The organism is Flavobacteriales bacterium, from assembly GCA_020635855.1.
Lineage (GTDB): Bacteria > Bacteroidota > Bacteroidia > JACJYZ01 > JACJYZ01 > JACJYZ01.
Genome location: JACJYZ010000002.1, coordinates 1,734,279 through 1,751,986 on the forward strand (window position 1 = coordinate 1,734,279; position 17,708 = coordinate 1,751,986).

Consider the following 17,708-nt stretch of genomic DNA (forward strand, 5'->3'; position numbering starts at 1 on the left):
TCAAATTTGGCTATGTTTGCGTGACCATTTTCACCATGCAAACAAAAGGCGTCCATCTTCTGAACATCGGCCTGATTGCCGTTTCCCTGATATTGGCCTGCCTGTTGCCATTCGAACTGTTCTTGATTGCATTCGCCATCTTAGGGCCGCTGCATTACCTGACAGAGATCAGCTGGCTTGAACAACGCCAGTACTTTGTGGGAGACAAGCGATGGTTTTGGCTGTTCGCAGTTCTTGCCCTGGCCTTCGCCCTCCCCTACCTCCTGCAATTGCCATTCCTTTCAGACTTGCAGGAACATGTTGCAGCGCTTTTCACCTGGATCAACGCCGCCATCCTGATCGCTTTTGTTACAGCGGGCGGACTCGTCTTCACCAAGAAACCCTACCAGCTTTGGATCACCATCGGCATGGCGGTGATCCTGGCGGTTCTGTTGCGAAGTTCACTGACCTATAACATATGGATGGGTCTGTTCCTGCCTTCCGTGGTGCATGTGTACGTGTTCACGGGGTTGTTCATGCTGTTCGGTGTACTGAAGGACAAAAGCCAAACAGGTATGATCAGCATCCTTTGCCTGGCTGCTGTTCCATTGGTAATCTCGTTTATCCCCGTGCGATCCGACTGGTACCATTTCTCCGATCTTACCAAGCAGGCTTTCCTGGATACCCGCTTTCATATACTCGGTGCCACACTTGGAAAATGGATCGGCACTTCAAACGGCAAGGGTTTTTTCTTTTATGAGGTTGCCGACCTGAAAGTGCAGATATTCATTGCCTTTGCCTACCTGTACCATTACCTGAACTGGTTCTCCAAAACCACGGTGATCGGCTGGCACAAGGGTCTCACAAAAAAACGCAGCCTCATCATTCTGATGATATGGCTGACATGTATCGCCCTGTTTGCATGGAACTACCGCATCGGCATCCTATCGGTCACCTTCCTCAGCACCCTTCACATCTTTGTTGAATTCCCACTGAACATGGTAAGCATACGCAGCATCGCCCAAGTCATTGGCCACAGGGTGCAAACCCAAACACAACCATGAAAAGCAAACGGAAGGCTTGGGGCATTCTATTTCTTGTGCTGGCTGCAGGGTGTTTGTATCTCTTCCCCGGCAGAACCTGGGCATTTCATCAAATTACCCTTTTGCCCGTAGCAGACCAGTTGTTGTTCTGGGCCGCCTGTGCCACACTCATCTTTCTACCCATTCGTTCAAACCCGAACATACCAAACAGTACCCGTTGGTTGCTGCCTGTTGTAATCACCGCCCTCATCCTCCTGTTTCCGATCGCCCATGATTATTATGGCGATGGATTCAAAGTGAACGCCTTCAAAGACCAGGTTCCCACCCAAATGCAACCTGAGGCAAAAGCATCTCTGCTTTCCGGGTCGCTGAACGTATGGGCGCCGGAACTGGCTGGTCTTGCCGTTGCGAACGGTGTGGCCCTGCTATTCCATACCAGCTATGAGCATGCATTCGGCGTTATCGGCCTTGTATGCGGTGTGTTGTTGATGATTGCATGGATGCTGTTCATTCGCAACACGCAAACTTCCGAAATGGCCAGGTGGTTCTGGTCGATCGCCGGATGCAGCGCACCATGGATGTGGATATTCTTCCGGCACCTTGAGTTCTATCCCATCGTCATTCTTTCCCAGGGGCTCTTTCTTATGTCGCTTTCAATGGCGCATATCCGCCAGAGCAAAAGGTGGCTGTCCCTATCACTTGTGGTGTTGCTGATGGCCTTGCGTTTTCACAACACGGCGTTGCTACTTGTACCTGCCTGGATGCTGTCTGCCATCATCCTGTTCCGACCTGCTACGTCCCGCTACTTCACCTTGAAAAATGCCATCCGGTTCTGGTTACTCCCCCTGGTATTTGGCGGACTCGTTCTGTACTTTTTTGTATTCGGCGATTACAACGACTCTAGAAGCATGACGAATGTGAAAAGCGGATTGGAACATTTATTCTTGCCCTTGCTTCCACCCGATCCGCCCCTCCATCGCTACCACCTTCTGTCGGTTGCGCACCTTACCGACTACCTCAATCAGTTATGGATATGGTCACCCGCCGCATGGATGGCCATTGGACTTTTGGCACGTCAAAGGGCAACCATAAAACCCACGCCACACCTACTGATCCTTTTCGGAACGGTGGTCACATTCATCATGTTCTTCTTCATGATCAATCCGCTGCTGGGTATGCCTTTTGACTCGGATCTGTTTTCCATCCCGGGGATTGCCTTGCTGGTAACCGGTGCTGCAGCAACCATGAAGGGAGATTTGCTCCGCCCCATTCACACACGATGGGCGGGTATGTTCGCACTTTTCCTCCTCCCGGTTGTATGTGTGAATGCCAAAACCGAATGGTTGTCGCAACGACTGGAAGTACTCATGAAAGACAATTTCAAAGCATACTACGAATGGTCGAGCCGGCGGCTGGATGATGCCTTGAGCCTTGAGGAAAGCGAGGATGTACGCGAGCAACGCAGGGAAAAGGTACTGACCGAACTACAACCGTGGGCCACGCCGGATGTGGATTACGAATATGGCTGGATTCTGTCCCTGAAAGCCAAGCACCTCATCCGTAGTCGCAAGGAATACAACAGCGCACTCCAGGTGCTTGACCAGGTAGCTTATTACGACTCCATTGGAAAAAACCTTTGGTTGTACCGGATGGAAGCACACTTCGAACTGCATCAATTCAAAGAAGCTTATTATGCCGCCCTGAAATTGGCAGACAGACAATACCCATCGGACGAAAGGGCCAGAAGCATTGCCATTCATTGTGCACTGGAAGCCGAATTGTACCAGGATGCTTTGGCACTGGCAACCGAATATGTTCGCAAGTGGCCCGCCAGTCCGGTGATGCAGGAGGTCAGAAAACGGTTGATAGAGAAGGACCGGTTGGATGAAATAAAAACCTTGTTCGCTTCGGGTGAAGACAACTAGAAGACATACATGAATCGCGTGAAACAATTGCTTTTCTCAAAATGGGGATGGTGTGCCGGTGTGGTGTTGATCACTGCCCTTGTGCTATGGCCCTGTTTGTACAATGGTTGGGTGACATGGGACGATCCGGCATACATCCTGGACAATATGCTGGTTCACAGTATTTCGTGGCAACAAGTATCTGACATCTTCACTACGCCCCAGGTGAACGGTTCGTACAACCCGCTCGTGCTTCTATCATGGGCCATCGATTGGCGCACAGGCAACGGAAGTCCTTTTCCATTTCACATCACCAATCTGTTGCTGCATCTGCTGAATACGGCACTGGTGTTTGTGTTGGCTGGTTACTTCTTGAAATCTTACTGGCAATCTGCCTGCGTGGCCCTGTTGTTTGGAATCCATCCCATGCATGTGGAAACAGTTGCATGGATATCTTCCAGGAAGGACCTGCTGATGACGGCGTTCTACCTGGCTTCACTGATCTCCTATGCCAGGTGGCATTCACCCACGTGTATTCACCACGGATGGAAGCGTCACCTGAGCTTGGTTTTCTTTGTTCCCGCCCTGCTGTCAAAAGGTGTTGCCATTACATTACCGGTGGTTCTTCTCTTGATCGACTATGTATTCGGTCGGCGCAACATGATACAAATGTCCGTTCGGAAGACTGCATATTGGATCCTTGCCTTCTTGTTCATATGGATATCCTATGCGGGTCAGGAAAAGGGACATGCCCTGGATCACTTCACAGACGTTCCTTCCTATCTGAATGTGTTTGTTGCATCGCATAACCTTCTCACGTACCTGTTCAAATGCATCGTTCCCATTCATCTCAGTGCCTATCACCCGTTCCCCCCATCGTTTTATCACGGAGCTCTTCCATGGCACTACTACCTGGCGTCCTTGCTGGTTCTGGCATTGATGTATCTCGGCTACCGATGGATCCGGCAAAAACATATGGCCGGATTCGGTCTTGCATTTTTCATGCTCACCATTGCCCCCACACTGCAACTGATTCCGTTCGGTATCACCATGCAGGCGGAAAGATTTACCTACCTGCCTTATTTCGGCTTGTTCGTGGCCGGCATGGCTCAACTCAAGCCTGAACGGTTCATTCACAATCCTCTCCGGAAACAACTCACCTGGGGGTTGATCGGTGTGTGTTTCCTTTGCTTAGCCTGGATCTCCAACCGGAGAGCCACCGTCTGGAAAAATGGTAAAACATTGTGGACGGCAGTGATCCAAAATGACCCCGATCACTTTTTTGGTTATGGCAGCCTGGCGCTGTACTATGATCGAACGGGGCGGCGGGACATGGCACTCAATTATTACAACAAAAGCATCGAACTCGACTCAACCTTTGTAGAGTCCCGCAACAACCGCGGCATGGCGTACAAAGCCATGGGCAGGTACGGGGATGCCATGAATGACTACAACACTTGTATACGCATAGACAGCACATTTCCGAATGCCTATACCAACCGGGCGTTGCTTTGGATTGCATCGCACGACTATGACAAAGCGCTCGCGGATCTCAATCATGCACTCAAACTGGAAAAAGACCCCATCACCCTCTTCAACCGCGGCCACCTATACCACCTCAACAACCAACCCCAACAGGCATTATCGGATCTCAATGAAGCCATTGACATGGCTCCTGCCCAGGGTTCTTTCTACCAAGAACGTGCACTGACACGGCTGGACATGAACGAACCCGATGTGGCCCTCCTTGATTTCAGCAAAGCACTTGAACTCAATCCCAGTCTTCCCATTTCAGCCTACCGGAGAGGATGTATTTTAATGGACAGGCATCAATTGAAAGAAGCACTGGCAGACTTCAACAAAACCATTCAGCTGAATCCGCATCACACCGAAGCTTATGTGAACCGGGGCCTGATCTATCTGAACACCGGCAAACTTCGGAAAAGTCTGAGCGATCTCAACATGGCTGTTGAATCGGATAGCACCTATGCACTCGGCTATTACAACCGGGCCTTGCTATTCAAAGAAATGGGAGAACAGGATCTTGCAATACAGGATTTTTCCCGTTACCTGAACCGGATGCCCAAAGACATCCCTGCCCTCCAGGAACGAGCCGCACTCTGGCGCGCCATGGGCAGGTTTGATATGGCCATGCAGGATGTGGAGACCGCCCTGTCGTTCAACCCGACAAGTCCGGTGTTGTATGAAATGCGCGCCATGCTGTATGACGAAACCGGACGTCCGGCACTTGCAGCTAAGGACAGGGAGCGGCAGCACCAACTGACACAAACCAGATAGCATAAAAAAAGCCCCGCCGGAAAGGCAGGGCTTTTTCAGTTTTAACAGTAAACAGGCTTATCTGTCAAGCACCATTTTCAGGGCTTCAGATTGCTGTCCGTCCAGGCTCAAGCTGTACATGTATGTACCCGGAGCAAAGGTCTTGGAATCAAGTTCCACCGAACCGTAACCACGGGTGTTAATGGCAACCTTGCGAACCAGTTTACCACTGGCATCAAACACCTGCAACGAAGCGCTCTTCACCGACTTGTCGATGTAGAAGCTGATCTGGGTGTTTTGTGACCAGGGATTCGGAATGTTTTGCAACAAGGTGCTTTTGTTTGGCTGTGTACCGTTCGGATTTACCGGATCGATGGCAGTCGGACCGCAGCAATTGGTCACACGTGCTTCCAGGGTATCCAGGCGATCGGTCAGTGCACTGATCTTGTTGTAGAGATCGGTGAGCAGCGGTGCCAGATCCACAGAAACGGAAGAACCGTTTTCAATGTCGATCTGCAGGGTGGTACCGGTCAGGGTAGCGGAAGTCAGGTTCTGATCGTCCGTGCCTGTTCCATCCTGCAAAGAAGAAAGATCTACGTTGTTTCCATCTTCAATGCTCAGGGTGGTACCGCTCAGGGTCAGCGTCTGGTCATCGGTACCGGTACCGTCTTGCAAAGAAGAGAGATCCACATTGTTGCCATCTTCAATGCTCAGCGTGGTACCACTCAACGACAGTGTCTGGTCATCGGTACCGGTTCCATCCTGTAGGGATGACAGGTCAACGCCGGTGCCGTTGTCGATGCTCAGGGTCGTGCCGCTCAACGACAGGTTCTGCGCATCGGTGTTGTCCATGTAACCGGACAGATCTACGTTGTTACCGTCCTCGATGCTTAGCGTGTTGCCGCTCAGGGTCAGCGTCTGGTCATCGGTACCGGTACCATCTTGCAAAGAAGACAGGTCCACGCCGGTACCGTTGTCGATGCTCAGGGTCGTGCCGCTCAGCGACAGGTTCTGCGCATCGGTGTTGTCCATGTAACCGGACAGATCTACATTGTTACCGTCCTCGATGCTTAGCGTGTTGCCGCTCAAGGTCAGCGTCTGGTCATCCGTACCGGTTCCGTCTTGCAATGAAGACAGATCTACACCTGTGCCATTATCGATGCTCAGGGTCGTGCCGCTCAGCGACAGGTTCTGCGCATCGGTGTTGTCCATGTAACCGGACAGATCTACGTTGTTACCGTCCTCGATGCTCAGCGTGTTGCCACTCAAGGTCAGGTTCTGGTCATCGGTACCGGTTCCGTCTTGCAGGGAAGAAAGGTCTACGTTGTTTCCATCTTCGATGCTCAGGGTGGTGCCGCTCAGGGTCAGGGTCTGGTCGTCCGTACCTGTACCATCCTGCAGGGAAGAAAGGTCTACGTTGTTACCGTCTTCAATGCTCAGCGTGGTGCCGCTCAAGGTCAGGTTCTGGTCATCGGTACCTGTACCGTCTTGCAAAGAAGACAGATCCACACCTGTGCCATTGTCGATACTCAGGGTCGTGCCGCTCAGCGACAGGTTCTGTGCATCGGTGTTGTCGAGGTAGCCGGACAGATCTACGTTGTTACCGTCCTCGATGCTCAACGTGTTGCCACTCAGCGTCAGGTTCTGGTCATCCGTATTATCAAGGTAACCTGACAAGTCAACATTGTTCCCGTCTTCGATGCTCAGCGTGTTGCTGCTCAGAGTCAGCGTCTGGTCATCGGTACCGGTTCCGTCTTGCAAAGAAGACAGATCCACACCTGTGCCATTATCGATGCTCAGGGTCGTGCCGCTCAGCGACAGGTTCTGCGCATCGGTGTTGTCCATGTAACCGGACAGATCTACGTTGTTACCGTCTTCAATGCTCAGCGTGTTGCTGCTCAGCGACAGCGTTTGGTCATCGGTGTTATCCAGGTAACCGGAGAGATCGATGGTGTCGTTTGAATTCGACAGGAAGAGGCTGTCGTTTTGAAGGGTCAGGTTCTGTACGCCGATGGCCCACCATTTGGAACCCGTCCATCCGTAAAGACTGTTGTCGTCGGTATCAAATACCAGCATCCCCTGTTCGGATGAGCCGAGGCCGCTTCCGAAAGTGGTACGTGAAGATGCATTCATCCTCGACATCATGAACCCTTTGTCGGATTCGGCCAGGTCAAGGGAAGCATTCATGTTGGGATAGCTGGTTCCGATGCCCACGGTCATTCTATCTGTTGATGTGGTGCCGCCAATGATGAATGTATTTGCATGCAGGCCCTGGGCATTGAACCCGATGGCCACGGAGTAATCTGCAGAATCAGCGAGGTAGGTTGAAGCGCCGATGCCGATGCTGTATGTACCCCGTGGATTGGAAGAGCTTCCGATTCCAATGGAATAATTGGCACCGGAAGGAATGGCCACATTGTATCCCATGGCAATGGAGTAAATGCTTCGTACATCCGATCCGGAACCGAAGGCCATGCCATAGTTGGCATTGCAATATGTGTTGTATCCGAAGCTACAGATATCGTTTGCATTTACATAGGCGTCGGATCCGAAAAAGGAATTCCTGTAACGGGCGGTATTGCCGAAGTCGGCATTGCAACCCATGCCCACGTTGTCTTCACCTTCACGGTTGGAGTAACCGGCGTAGTAACCTACGTAGGTGTTGCGGTTGGCATTGCTGGTGCTGTTGGTGCGGTTGTTGTCCCAACCGGCCCTTGCGCCGATGAAGGTATTGAAGTTTGCATGTTCTGTGGCCGAACCGGACGCTGCACCGAGGAAGGTATTGTAGATTCCCTCTCCGACATCCGTACCTGCTGAGTCGCCAATAGCGGTATTATGGTGGCCGGTGGAGATGTCGTAACCCGCCTCGTTCCCCATCGCGGTGTTCTGATATCCGGTGGTACAGGAACGACCGGCTGTGCGTCCTACGAAAGTGTTTTCGTTTCCGCTGGTGTTGTTGTAACCGGCATCTTCACCCACAAAGGTGTTTCTACTACCGGTGGTGTTCAGGTAGCCTGAAGTTTCACCGATAAACGTATTGTCTGACCCGGTGGTGTTGGTCATCCCTGCCTCTGAACCCACAAAGGTGTTATCTGTTGATGTGCTGTTCAGACCCGCCCACTTACCGATGTAGGTATTGTCTGTTCCGGTGGTGTTGGCATACCCGGACTGGTAACCGATGAAGGTATTGTCCGTGCCACTGGTGCTGCTGAATCCGGCCTCATACCCGAGAAATGAGTTATAACTGCCGGAGGAGTTGCTGTATCCGCAACTGTCCCCGATGAAGACATTGTAGTCGCCGGATGTGATGTTTGAACCGGCACCGGTCCCTAACGTTTCATTCAATGTTTGCGCAAAGGACGTTGTCCCCGTCGCCAACATCATGACATGAGTGTGCGCGTAAATCGTCTGATCATGCTTTTGAGTTTAGGTTAATAAGAAAAAAAAAAGACGCATTCGGAGGTAGCAATTCCGGTCCAAGATAAATAAATTGGACAAGCAAACTTGATGAAGGAAATTAAATATTCCTTAAGTGACCCTTGATATAAATATCGGATTCAACAAACACCGATATCAGGACCTTTCAATACGTTCAATTTTAAATTAGGGATGCATGCCAAACCGCATTTTTTTCATCATCGGAATTATACTTATACCACTATTCGTAAGCGCCAGCACGTATCACGTAGGTCCGGGGCAAACGTATTCCGCCATTTCCGATGTGCCCCTTGAAAATCTGAACGCGGGTGACTCCGTACTGATTCACTACCGAAGTGCACCTTACAGGGAAAAGTTTGTGATCGGTGCGCACGGAACCGCCGCCAGCCCGGTGGTGATCATGGGTGTGGACTCGGCCGGTATTCTACCTGTGATTGATGGGGACGGTGCGGTTACCCGGCAGCAGCTCGACTTCTGGTCGGAGAACCGGGGCATCATCAAGGTCGGTGGCACCAGCACACCTTCCGACGATGCAGCTTATGTGGAGATCCGCAACCTCGACATCCGAACAGGAAAAGAAGGCATCCCATTCACTGATGACGGAGGTAATGCTTCCACCTTTGCCGGAAATGCCGCGGCTATTTTTGTGGAAAAAGGCGACCACATCACCATCAGCCATTGCGACGTACACGACTGTGGCAACGGCATCTTCGTGGCATGGCAATCGTCCAACATCCTCATTGAGTATTGTCACATTTACGACAATGGCAAGGAAAACAGCATCTACGAACACAACACCTACACCGAAGCGCAGGGCATCGTTTACCAGTTCAATGTATTCGGGAAGCTGCGCGCGAATTGCCTCGGGAATAACCTCAAGGACCGCTCTGCCGGCACGGTCATCCGCTACAACTGGATCGAAGGCGGCAACCGCCAGCTCGACCTGGTGGAGTCCGACTACAGCGAACTCATCGACATGCCTGAATACCGCGAAACATTTGTGTACAACAACGTGCTGGTTGAATTCGACAACGACGGCAACAGCCAGATACTGCACTATGGTGGCGACAACGGCGATGCATCCCTGTACCGCAAAGGAACGCTCCATTTCTATTACAACACGGTGGTGTCTTTCCGCAGTGGCAACACAACACTGATGCGCTTATCAACCAATGATGAATCGGCCGACATCCGCAACAACGTGATCTATGCAACCGCAGGCGGAACCAAACTGGCCCTGGTAGACAGCGATGGAAAGGCCGACCTGCGCAACAACTGGCTGAACAGCAACTGGCGTGTCAGTCATAGCAACAGCTCTGCCAACGTGAACGACATCAGCGGCAACCTCACCGGTGCCGACCCTGTGTTCACAGACCTCAACAACCACGTGTTCCAACCCGACACGAATTCGCCATTGATCGGTAAGGCCGGTGCCCTGAACAACAGCATGAGCACAATGTCTCCTTTGTATGCATTTGACACGAACATCCCTACCCTTGCGAATCGCAATGGCGACCTGGACGATATCGGCGCCTGGATGTACACCCCACCGGTGGGCCTGGATCCGGTTGTGATGAAATCCTGTATCCGCGTATTTCCCAATCCATCTTCAGGCACCGTATTTGTGCGCTTGGGCGCCATGGACCATCCGGTGTCCGCCATCCTCAGTGACATACTGGGAAAAACGGTGTGGACGGGTATGCTGGAACCCGAACAGACATCGTCCATATCCATCCCGGGCAACGGCACGTATCTTCTGCTCTCACCAGACCTTCCCGGTTCCTACAAGAAGATTGTTGTGGAATAAGTATTGAACCACATCGGCACATAGACACAATAGCTGTGTGAACAACCTATGTGTGCTTTGTGTCTATGTGGTTAACATGTAACACATATTCATCCTGTTCCTACAGACACTTTGCGAATTAATATCGCATTGGATGTATATACAACAATTCAGCGTACCTTCGCAATGCAGCGGCCCGTGTAACCTACTGCAATAAATCCCAGTTTATGCCTTTAGCTGACCCCAAACCATCACCTCCCGGATTTACCCGTTACCAGGTATTCATTGTTGCCATCCTGACCATTCTGCAATTCACAATCGTACTGGACTTCATGGTACTGGCACCGTTGGGATATATCCTGCTGGACAAGCTGCATATCACACCGCATGAATTCGGGTTGGTTGTTTCCGCTTATGCATTCAGTGCCGGTATATCCGGTTTCCTTGCAGCCGGGTTTGCGGATAAGTTCGACCGGAAGAGGATGTTGTTGTTCTTCTATGGTGGATTTATCCTGGGCACATTCCTGTGCGGTTTCGCCCCTACCTATGAGTTGCTGATGGGTGCCCGCATTCTGACAGGTATTTTCGGCGGTGTAATCTCCTCCATCTCCTTTGCCATCATCACAGATCTCTTCGCCTTTCAGCAACGCGGGCGCGTAATGGGTTTTGTGCAGATGGCTTTTGCCGCAAGTCAGATCCTGGGACTTCCCGTGGGCCTTTATCTTGCCAACCAATTCGACTGGCACGCTCCTTTTCTGATGATCGCCGCTTTGTCCATCCCCGTAGCAATTGTGGTTTCCTTCAAAATGAAACCGGTGAATGAACATCTTAAGCTGAAGTCGGAAAAGAATGCATTCCTGCACTTGTGGCATACACTGAAAGAATGGAAATATGTTCAGGCATTTCTGACCACAACACTGCTCGCTACCGGCGGCTTCATGCTGATGCCCTTCAGTACAGCATTCCTGGTTAACAATGTGGGCTTGACCGAGCATGACCTGCCCCAGCTTTTCATGTTCACCGGTTTATTCTCCGTAGTTACAGGTCCTATCATAGGAAGACTGAGCGACGTCTTGGGTAAGTTCCGGGTATTTGCCGTAGGATCCGTTATCGGTGGGCTCATGGTGTATGTGTATACAAATCTTCCACCATCAACTTTCTGGCTGGTACTGGCCATCAACGTGATTCTGTTCATCGGGATATCCTCCCGCATCATTTCCGCCACCGCTTTGATTACGGCTGTTCCCGAACCTAAAGACAGAGGTGCCTTCATGGGCATCAACTCGTCCATTCAACAGGTGTCGGGCGGAATTGCTTCAGTGATCGCAGGCTTGATTGTAGATCAGAAAGGAGAAGACCAGCCGATTCTTCATTTCAACACGATCGGCTGGGTGGTGGTGTGCAGCATGGCTATCTGCATCCTGATGATGTGGAACATTGATCGCAACATCATCTCAAAAAAAGAGCCGGTTGATGTACCCGTGTCTTCTCCCGGAAAAGCCTAAAGAAATTGTTTTCTAAGGATGCTTGTAGGTACCGTCGAAAAGGGTGGCCCACGTCTTTCCCCCATCTTCGGTTTTTTCCCAATGTTGCCTGACGGTGCCGTCTGAATTGGGTGTCCAGGTGATGCGGTTATAGGTTTCGGTATTGCCGGTGGATGACTTGTCGTCAAGCACCATGCTACCGTTGATCATGCGGCCTGCCAACAACAGGCTACCTCCCTGGTTGTCTGTCCAGGTCTGATGCCATTGCTGATCTCCCTCATCAAAAAAATTCAGGCTGGTGCCAGTGAACTTGCCACCGTTGCCAGTCCAATGTTCAGCGAGCACGCAGCTGTCCTGCTCCATCGTAATCCGGTTATGACCGGCGAGTTTCCCCTGCGGGTTGGTTACCTCCCACTCCCCCAACCAGAAATCAAAAGACCGGTGTGGAGCCGTGCAACATTTACATGGCGTTGCGGGTGAATTGTTCTGAGCGTTTGCAAGGGCGCCGGTAAACAGGGCCGCAGCCAGCAGCAACATTTTTCTCATGTCAGGATCGGGTTTGAGGATGATACAATTTGCCCTGAAAGGTATCCCTGGCCTCCAGGTGTTTTTCCACGCGGCTGATCATCTCATGGTTTTTCAATCCACCCCACTGGGGTGCCACCAGCAGTCCGGGCGGTGCCTGAGCCATAAATCTTTCCACAGTAATGTCCGGACGTAGGCGCTCGAGGAAATCAACCACAAGCTCCACATACGATTCGGGTGTAAATGCCGGGAACCATTCGGGGTGCAGTTTGTATTGTTTCTCCATGATGGTCTTCCGAATGATTTGCAGGTGATGTAGTTTCACCGCATGGATGGGCAGTTGACTCAGGCGATCGGCGTGTGCCACCATTTCATCTTGACTTTCATGCGGAAGTCCGAGAATCATATGCGCGCCCAGGTGAAGTCCCCGACCGGCAGCACGGTCATATGCTTCAATGGTTTCCTCGAACGTGTGGCAACGGTTGATGAATTCCAGGGTTTTGTTCAGCGTACTTTCTACACCAAATTCAAGTCCCACGAACATTCGCTTGTTCAGCGAGCCGAGGTAATCCAGCACACGATCCGATACACAGTCGGGGCGGGTACCCACCACAAGCCCGATGATCTGCGGATGGCTGACCGCCTCTTCATACAAGCGGATCACCGTATCATCCGCCGCATATGAATTGGTGTAGGCCTGGAAATAGGCAAGGTATTGCATGTCCTTATACTTCCGGGAGAAGAAACGGATGCCTTCGTCCAGTTGGTTGTGGATGGTTTTGGTGGGCTCGCAGTAGTCGGGGTTGAATGAATTGTTGTTGCAGTAGGTACAGCCGCCGTATCCTTTGCTACCGTCACGGTTCGGACAGGTGAAACCTGTATTCAGGGATACCTTCTGAATTTTCCCCGGGAACCTGCTTTTCCAGAATTCAGCCGGAGTGTTATATCTGCTTGCAACCTGCATGCTGCAAGATCGGAATAATTTGCTTGAGGAATGGATCAAGCCTCCGCCGAAGCATCCTGTCCCACACCCAACCTGTCGGTAAATGCATTGCGGAAAGTTCCCCTTTTGTTGTAGAGGGCGAACACCTCTTTCCACACACCGAACATGGGATACCACGCCCCTATACGATCCAGATACCCCGAAGTAATGCGGTTGTGAAGCTTGCCCCAGTGAGGCCTTCCCCCCATGGAAAACTGCACATCCTGGTAGTGGGAAGTGATCTCGTAAGCGCCTTTGGTACGGGCCACGTTGGGTGTATCGATGTAGCAAACGTCCATGTTGTAATCCGGAGCCATGTAATGCCCGGATGACCTCACCCACCGCATACCGATCTGTGAAGAGTGATACAGGTTGCTGATGGTTGAGACATGTTCTGCCGTAGCAAACAACTTTTCCATCACAGCCACCAGGCGTGCCGGATCGTTGGCATCAAAGGCAAACTCCGAATCCATGCCATGTTCTTTCATCCGTACCTGTCCGAGGAACAGTACCTTGTGTGCCCGGTTGGTATAGATGCGGTCTTTCATACCGGTGAGGCTGCTCTCCACGATCTTCGGGATTTTGCGCGGATTGAGCTGCATCCACATCAGCGCCAGTCTGGGCATGCCCGGTATGGAACCAAGGATACTTAACAAGATCGGTCGTGTAGCGCCCCCCAGGCCCCGTTTCGTCGGTTTCTCTGTCAGGTCGCGGTGTCTGATGAGGATCGCGGTGTGGTCAGACTGTCCCTTGACGATGTAAGGATTCACCCGCACGCTCACCGAACGAAGCTCCGAGCCGTCATCATCCTTATGAATTGATCCGTCAAGGATGGCTGCTTTCACTTCTGCCCATTTTCGCAGCACGCGGTCTTCACGGATGTAATACATATCACGTGTCTCAATGGTATAGGAATAGATCAGTCCGAAACCACCGAAACCCACAAGGGCACTGTGAAACACATCATCGTTCTGTACCAACCGGATCTTGGAATTTGTATACCGCGCCGGATCGGTTATGCCGTTGGATGGTTCGATACGTTGGATCTCACCTGACTCGGTGACCATCACAAACGAGTGCACCATGCCGGGCAAAGCGGGCAGGCTTCTGCCTGATCCGTGGGTGGCAGTGGATGACGCACCGCCGAATGTCTGGTGATCGATGCCTCCCATGTTGATGATGGCCATCTGCCGGCTGTCAAGACCTTTGTTGAGATCGTGGATGGTAATTCCGCACTCCACTTCCACCAGGTTCCGGCTCACCCAATCATCTTTCAACTGGTCTTTATTGATCTTCAGAAACCGGTTCAGGGAATGGGTATCAACCAGGTAGTCTCCCGTGATGGCAACATCCGAAAATGAATGACCGGATCCGACGGCGCGCACGCGCAATCCTTGCCGGGTGGCTTCATTAATGATTTCCACGAGGTCATCCAGCGATTCGGGGATCCAGTATTTCAGCGGCTGTACCGCCAGGTGTTTGATGGAGTTTCTCCAGGTATACCGTTGTTTGACTTTCATGGCTTGGTGAAAAAGTTAAGCAGGGGGATATCCACCAAAATCGCCACATGCCATCTTTTTCCACCTGTAAGTACCGCACTGGAGGTGCCGGTGCCGGTTGAGCTTATTTCGCGGAGGGCCGGACCGAATTGTCCGCCACCGCCCACGGAGAAGGGTGTATTGCGGATGTTCAGGTACAAAGACGCGCCGGGTGCGAGCAGGTTCTGAAAACTTAGCTCCGGCAAGTCTTCCGCATCCGTATTTTCAAGGCGATAAGCCGTTAATGCGCCCACATCAATTACCGAGAAGAACAGGGTACCTCCCGCGATGATCTTCTGTTTTTTATCCCATTTACCGCTGCTTATGGCAAGTCCCACCGGAGCAGAAATTCCGGTAATGGAAGACGGATCTGTACCGGCCGTGGTGGAATATTCCCTGCCATAGAAGGGGCCTATGTATGCGTTCAGCGAGATGTTGCATGCAGACGCACGCTTCACGGAAGCGCTACCCGGCGGAAGCGCAATCGCCTCGATGGCTTGCTTTGCCTCATCTGAAGATTGGGCGGTGAGTACCGCAGCCATCAACCGTGCATAAGTAAGGATGTGATTGCTTTGAAGGTCCATACCATCCAGCAATTGAAATGCATGGTAGACCACTTCCTGAAAATCCTGGGCAGTGATGGCTGGCAACAAAGCCATGGTATGTGATGCCTGCGAAATGTCGTCCCTGATTTCCGACATGAAGCTACGCGCATCTTCCGAAAGTTGCTGTGCTGGCTTCACCACCTGTAATTTCACCAGTGTTTTTTCCAGCGACTCGAACAGGTTGGTCAGGTGCTGTGCGTAGGGAATTGCGGCAGACAACCGCTGTGTGTCATCGGCTGTGTTCTGTTTCCTCATATCGGAAACCAGTTTTCTTCCATTGTCACCCATGCCCTGCCAGGAAGCGAACAATGCGGGAATATCGGCGGGGTTTTTATCCAGGTCTTCTATTACATTCTTCAGGTACACCACATTCTGTCCCACCTTGAATCGGATGTTATGTTGATTTGCATCCGACCAAAGCAAGCCAAGGTATACTTTACGGAGTGTGGCATTGGTAACCAGGTTTTGCCAGTTTAAGCCACGACCGCTTGTTGTTCCGCGAACCAGGAAATCTGCCAGTTTGATCAGGTTCACGCCGTTGGACAATACCGAATCCTCAGCGGCCATAAACATTGGATCCTGGTAGATGGCAGCCAGTGCAACCTCAAGGTCGTCTCCATCAACAATACCGTTAAACACATCGCACAAAGCCCATATCACAAGCCCGTCTTTTGAGTGAAAAAACTTCTCTATGGCTACGGCACGCTCTTTCGCCTTCGGCTTGGCGTTGGCTGCCACCTGCATGCTGGCCAGGTCGGGCACATGTTGTGTCAGCGTCTCAAGGTCGTCTCGGAATGCAGGCCGTAGTGTAGGCACCAGGTTCATGGCCTGTGCGGCATCCAGGTTAGAGAGCAGTTTGGCAGTTTCTGGAAACAACGTCGTCAGTTCTGGCACATTTGCCAGTGCGTTTTGCATTTTCTGAAAGAAGCTGACGGTGAGTTCCGCTTGTGCCCGTTCCACAAGAAAATCTGCAAGCCCACCCGCAATGTTCGTTGCCGACAGGCCACCGAAAGGGTTCAGGGATGAAAATCCGCCTGCCAATGGTACTTGTGTGGACTCGGCACTGCTGAGTCCGCCCTGGGCCATCATGGGATCCAGGAAGGGATTGCCTTGTTGCCCCGATCGCGGATACCCGTATTGGTCGAGGGTTTGCAGGATGATGGTTTTTGCTTCATCCGATTCCGGGGCGAAGAAATTGGCCGGAGCTACATAGCTGGCCAGACGATGCGCATCAATCCAGGCGTTCTGCGACATTCCACTCGACGCAAAAAGTGCGGCACCTATAAAGCAGAGGATTTTTTTCATTTAAGGAGGATTATTTCCTGGCGAATGGCGCGGTAGTCGTACCCATTGACCTGCTTAACTTCAGAGATGTTTTTCAGCCATGTGCGAAAATCCTGCACGCCGGTTCCGGGAAAATACGCTTTGAACAATACAGCCATGGCAGCCACCAGCGGTGTTGCCATACTGGTTCCCGATTCGGTTCCGTATCCACCTTTGATCATGGGATAGCAACTGGTGATATCCCGACCGGGTACATTGATATCAACGGCAGGACTTTGAACCGTAAAATCAGAAAGTTGAAAATTGTCGTCCACCGAACCCACGGCCACCACGCCGGGATATAGGGCAGGATAATCTGCATCTCCCTTATCTTCGGTTTTGTTGCCAATGGCTGCAACGATGATTTTGTTTCTTTTCACTGCTTCATTCACCAGATCCGAGATGCCATCAACCGCATGGGGGACACCGAGAGAAATGGAAACCACATCTGATTTTTCCAAAGCCCATGCCAACGCATTGGTAAGCACACCGTCATTGATGCCGAAACCACGTACACCGGTAATTTTTCCGATGTTGAGTGGTAAGCCGGGAATGGCTCCGCGAATGCGTTCCGCACCCGTTGCTGATATGATCCCGGCCACATGCGTTCCATGCCCGTCAGTATCAGTGCAATCTTTGCCCGGCCAGAAAAAATTCTGGGATTCCTTCACTACACCAACCAGATCCGGATGTGTTGCATCAATGCCACTGTCCAGCAATGCGACCGAATGATCTTTGATTTTAATACCCCGGCTTTGGGCCGGCAACCCGAAGGTTGTCACCCATTGAGTAATTTCCATGGTGTGCGATGTGTGGGGAAAGCC

General features: G+C 51.6%; 11 protein-coding genes. 5 read left to right on the forward strand and 6 right to left on the reverse strand.

Translation table 11 applies throughout. From position 1 onward, the window contains the following. The first annotated feature begins 35 nt into the window (after window positions 1-35). Genes H6585_07135 through H6585_07145 form a run of 3 tightly spaced genes read left to right on the forward strand, consistent with a single transcriptional unit; the run spans window position 36 to window position 5,224 of the window. Window positions 36-1,043, forward strand: coding sequence for a hypothetical protein (locus H6585_07135; GenBank protein MCB9448100.1), 1,008 nt, complete (start codon window positions 36-38; stop codon window positions 1,041-1,043). Further along, entirely contained in the window at window positions 1,040-2,947 is a 1,908-nt protein-coding gene (locus tag H6585_07140; protein ID MCB9448101.1) for a hypothetical protein, read from the forward strand. The genes H6585_07135 and H6585_07140 overlap by 4 nt, the downstream gene beginning before the upstream one ends. Window positions 2,948-2,965: 18 nt before the next feature. Next, entirely contained in the window at window positions 2,966-5,224 is a 2,259-nt protein-coding gene (locus H6585_07145; protein ID MCB9448102.1) for a tetratricopeptide repeat protein, read from the forward strand. 57 nt (window positions 5,225-5,281) lie between these two features. On the opposite strand, the gene H6585_07150 is transcribed toward H6585_07145, so the two are convergent. After that, a complete protein-coding gene (locus H6585_07150) occupies window positions 5,282-8,548 on the reverse strand; it encodes a T9SS type A sorting domain-containing protein (GenBank protein ID MCB9448103.1) in 3,267 nt (1,088 codons plus the stop codon). A gap of 268 nt (window positions 8,549-8,816) precedes the next feature. Between H6585_07150 and H6585_07155 the strand changes: the two genes are divergently transcribed. Both H6585_07155 and H6585_07160 read left to right on the forward strand, forming a co-directional pair. Beyond that, window positions 8,817-10,448, forward strand: coding sequence for a right-handed parallel beta-helix repeat-containing protein (locus H6585_07155; GenBank protein ID MCB9448104.1), 1,632 nt, complete (start codon window positions 8,817-8,819; stop codon window positions 10,446-10,448). A gap of 206 nt (window positions 10,449-10,654) precedes the next feature. Further along, window positions 10,655-11,932, forward strand: coding sequence for an MFS transporter (locus tag H6585_07160; GenBank protein MCB9448105.1), 1,278 nt, complete (start codon window positions 10,655-10,657; stop codon window positions 11,930-11,932). A 12-nt stretch (window positions 11,933-11,944) separates the two neighbouring features. Here the strand turns inward: H6585_07160 and H6585_07165 are convergent, their stop codons facing one another. Genes H6585_07165 through H6585_07185 form a run of 5 tightly spaced genes read right to left on the reverse strand, consistent with a single transcriptional unit; the run spans window position 11,945 to window position 17,684 of the window. Beyond that, window positions 11,945-12,448: a hypothetical protein gene (locus tag H6585_07165; protein ID MCB9448106.1), complete on the reverse strand. Its 504-nt coding sequence runs from the start codon at window positions 12,446-12,448 to the stop codon at window positions 11,945-11,947. Window positions 12,449-12,458: 10 nt separating this feature from the next. Continuing rightward, entirely contained in the window at window positions 12,459-13,400 is a 942-nt protein-coding gene (locus H6585_07170) for a TIGR01212 family radical SAM protein (protein ID MCB9448107.1), read from the reverse strand. Window positions 13,401-13,435: 35 nt separating this feature from the next. After that, window positions 13,436-14,938, reverse strand: a complete 1,503-nt coding sequence (locus H6585_07175) for an FAD-binding protein (protein ID MCB9448108.1) — start codon at window positions 14,936-14,938, stop codon at window positions 13,436-13,438. After that, the gene (locus tag H6585_07180) at window positions 14,935-16,866 is read right to left on the reverse strand and encodes a hypothetical protein (protein MCB9448109.1); all 1,932 of its coding nucleotides are present in this window, start codon (window positions 16,864-16,866) and stop codon (window positions 14,935-14,937) included. Before H6585_07180 ends, H6585_07175 begins: the two co-directional genes overlap by 4 nt. Further along, window positions 16,863-17,684, reverse strand: coding sequence for a S8 family serine peptidase (locus H6585_07185; protein MCB9448110.1), 822 nt, complete (start codon window positions 17,682-17,684; stop codon window positions 16,863-16,865). The genes H6585_07180 and H6585_07185 overlap by 4 nt, the downstream gene beginning before the upstream one ends. Between the last annotated feature and the right edge of the window lie 24 nt (window positions 17,685-17,708).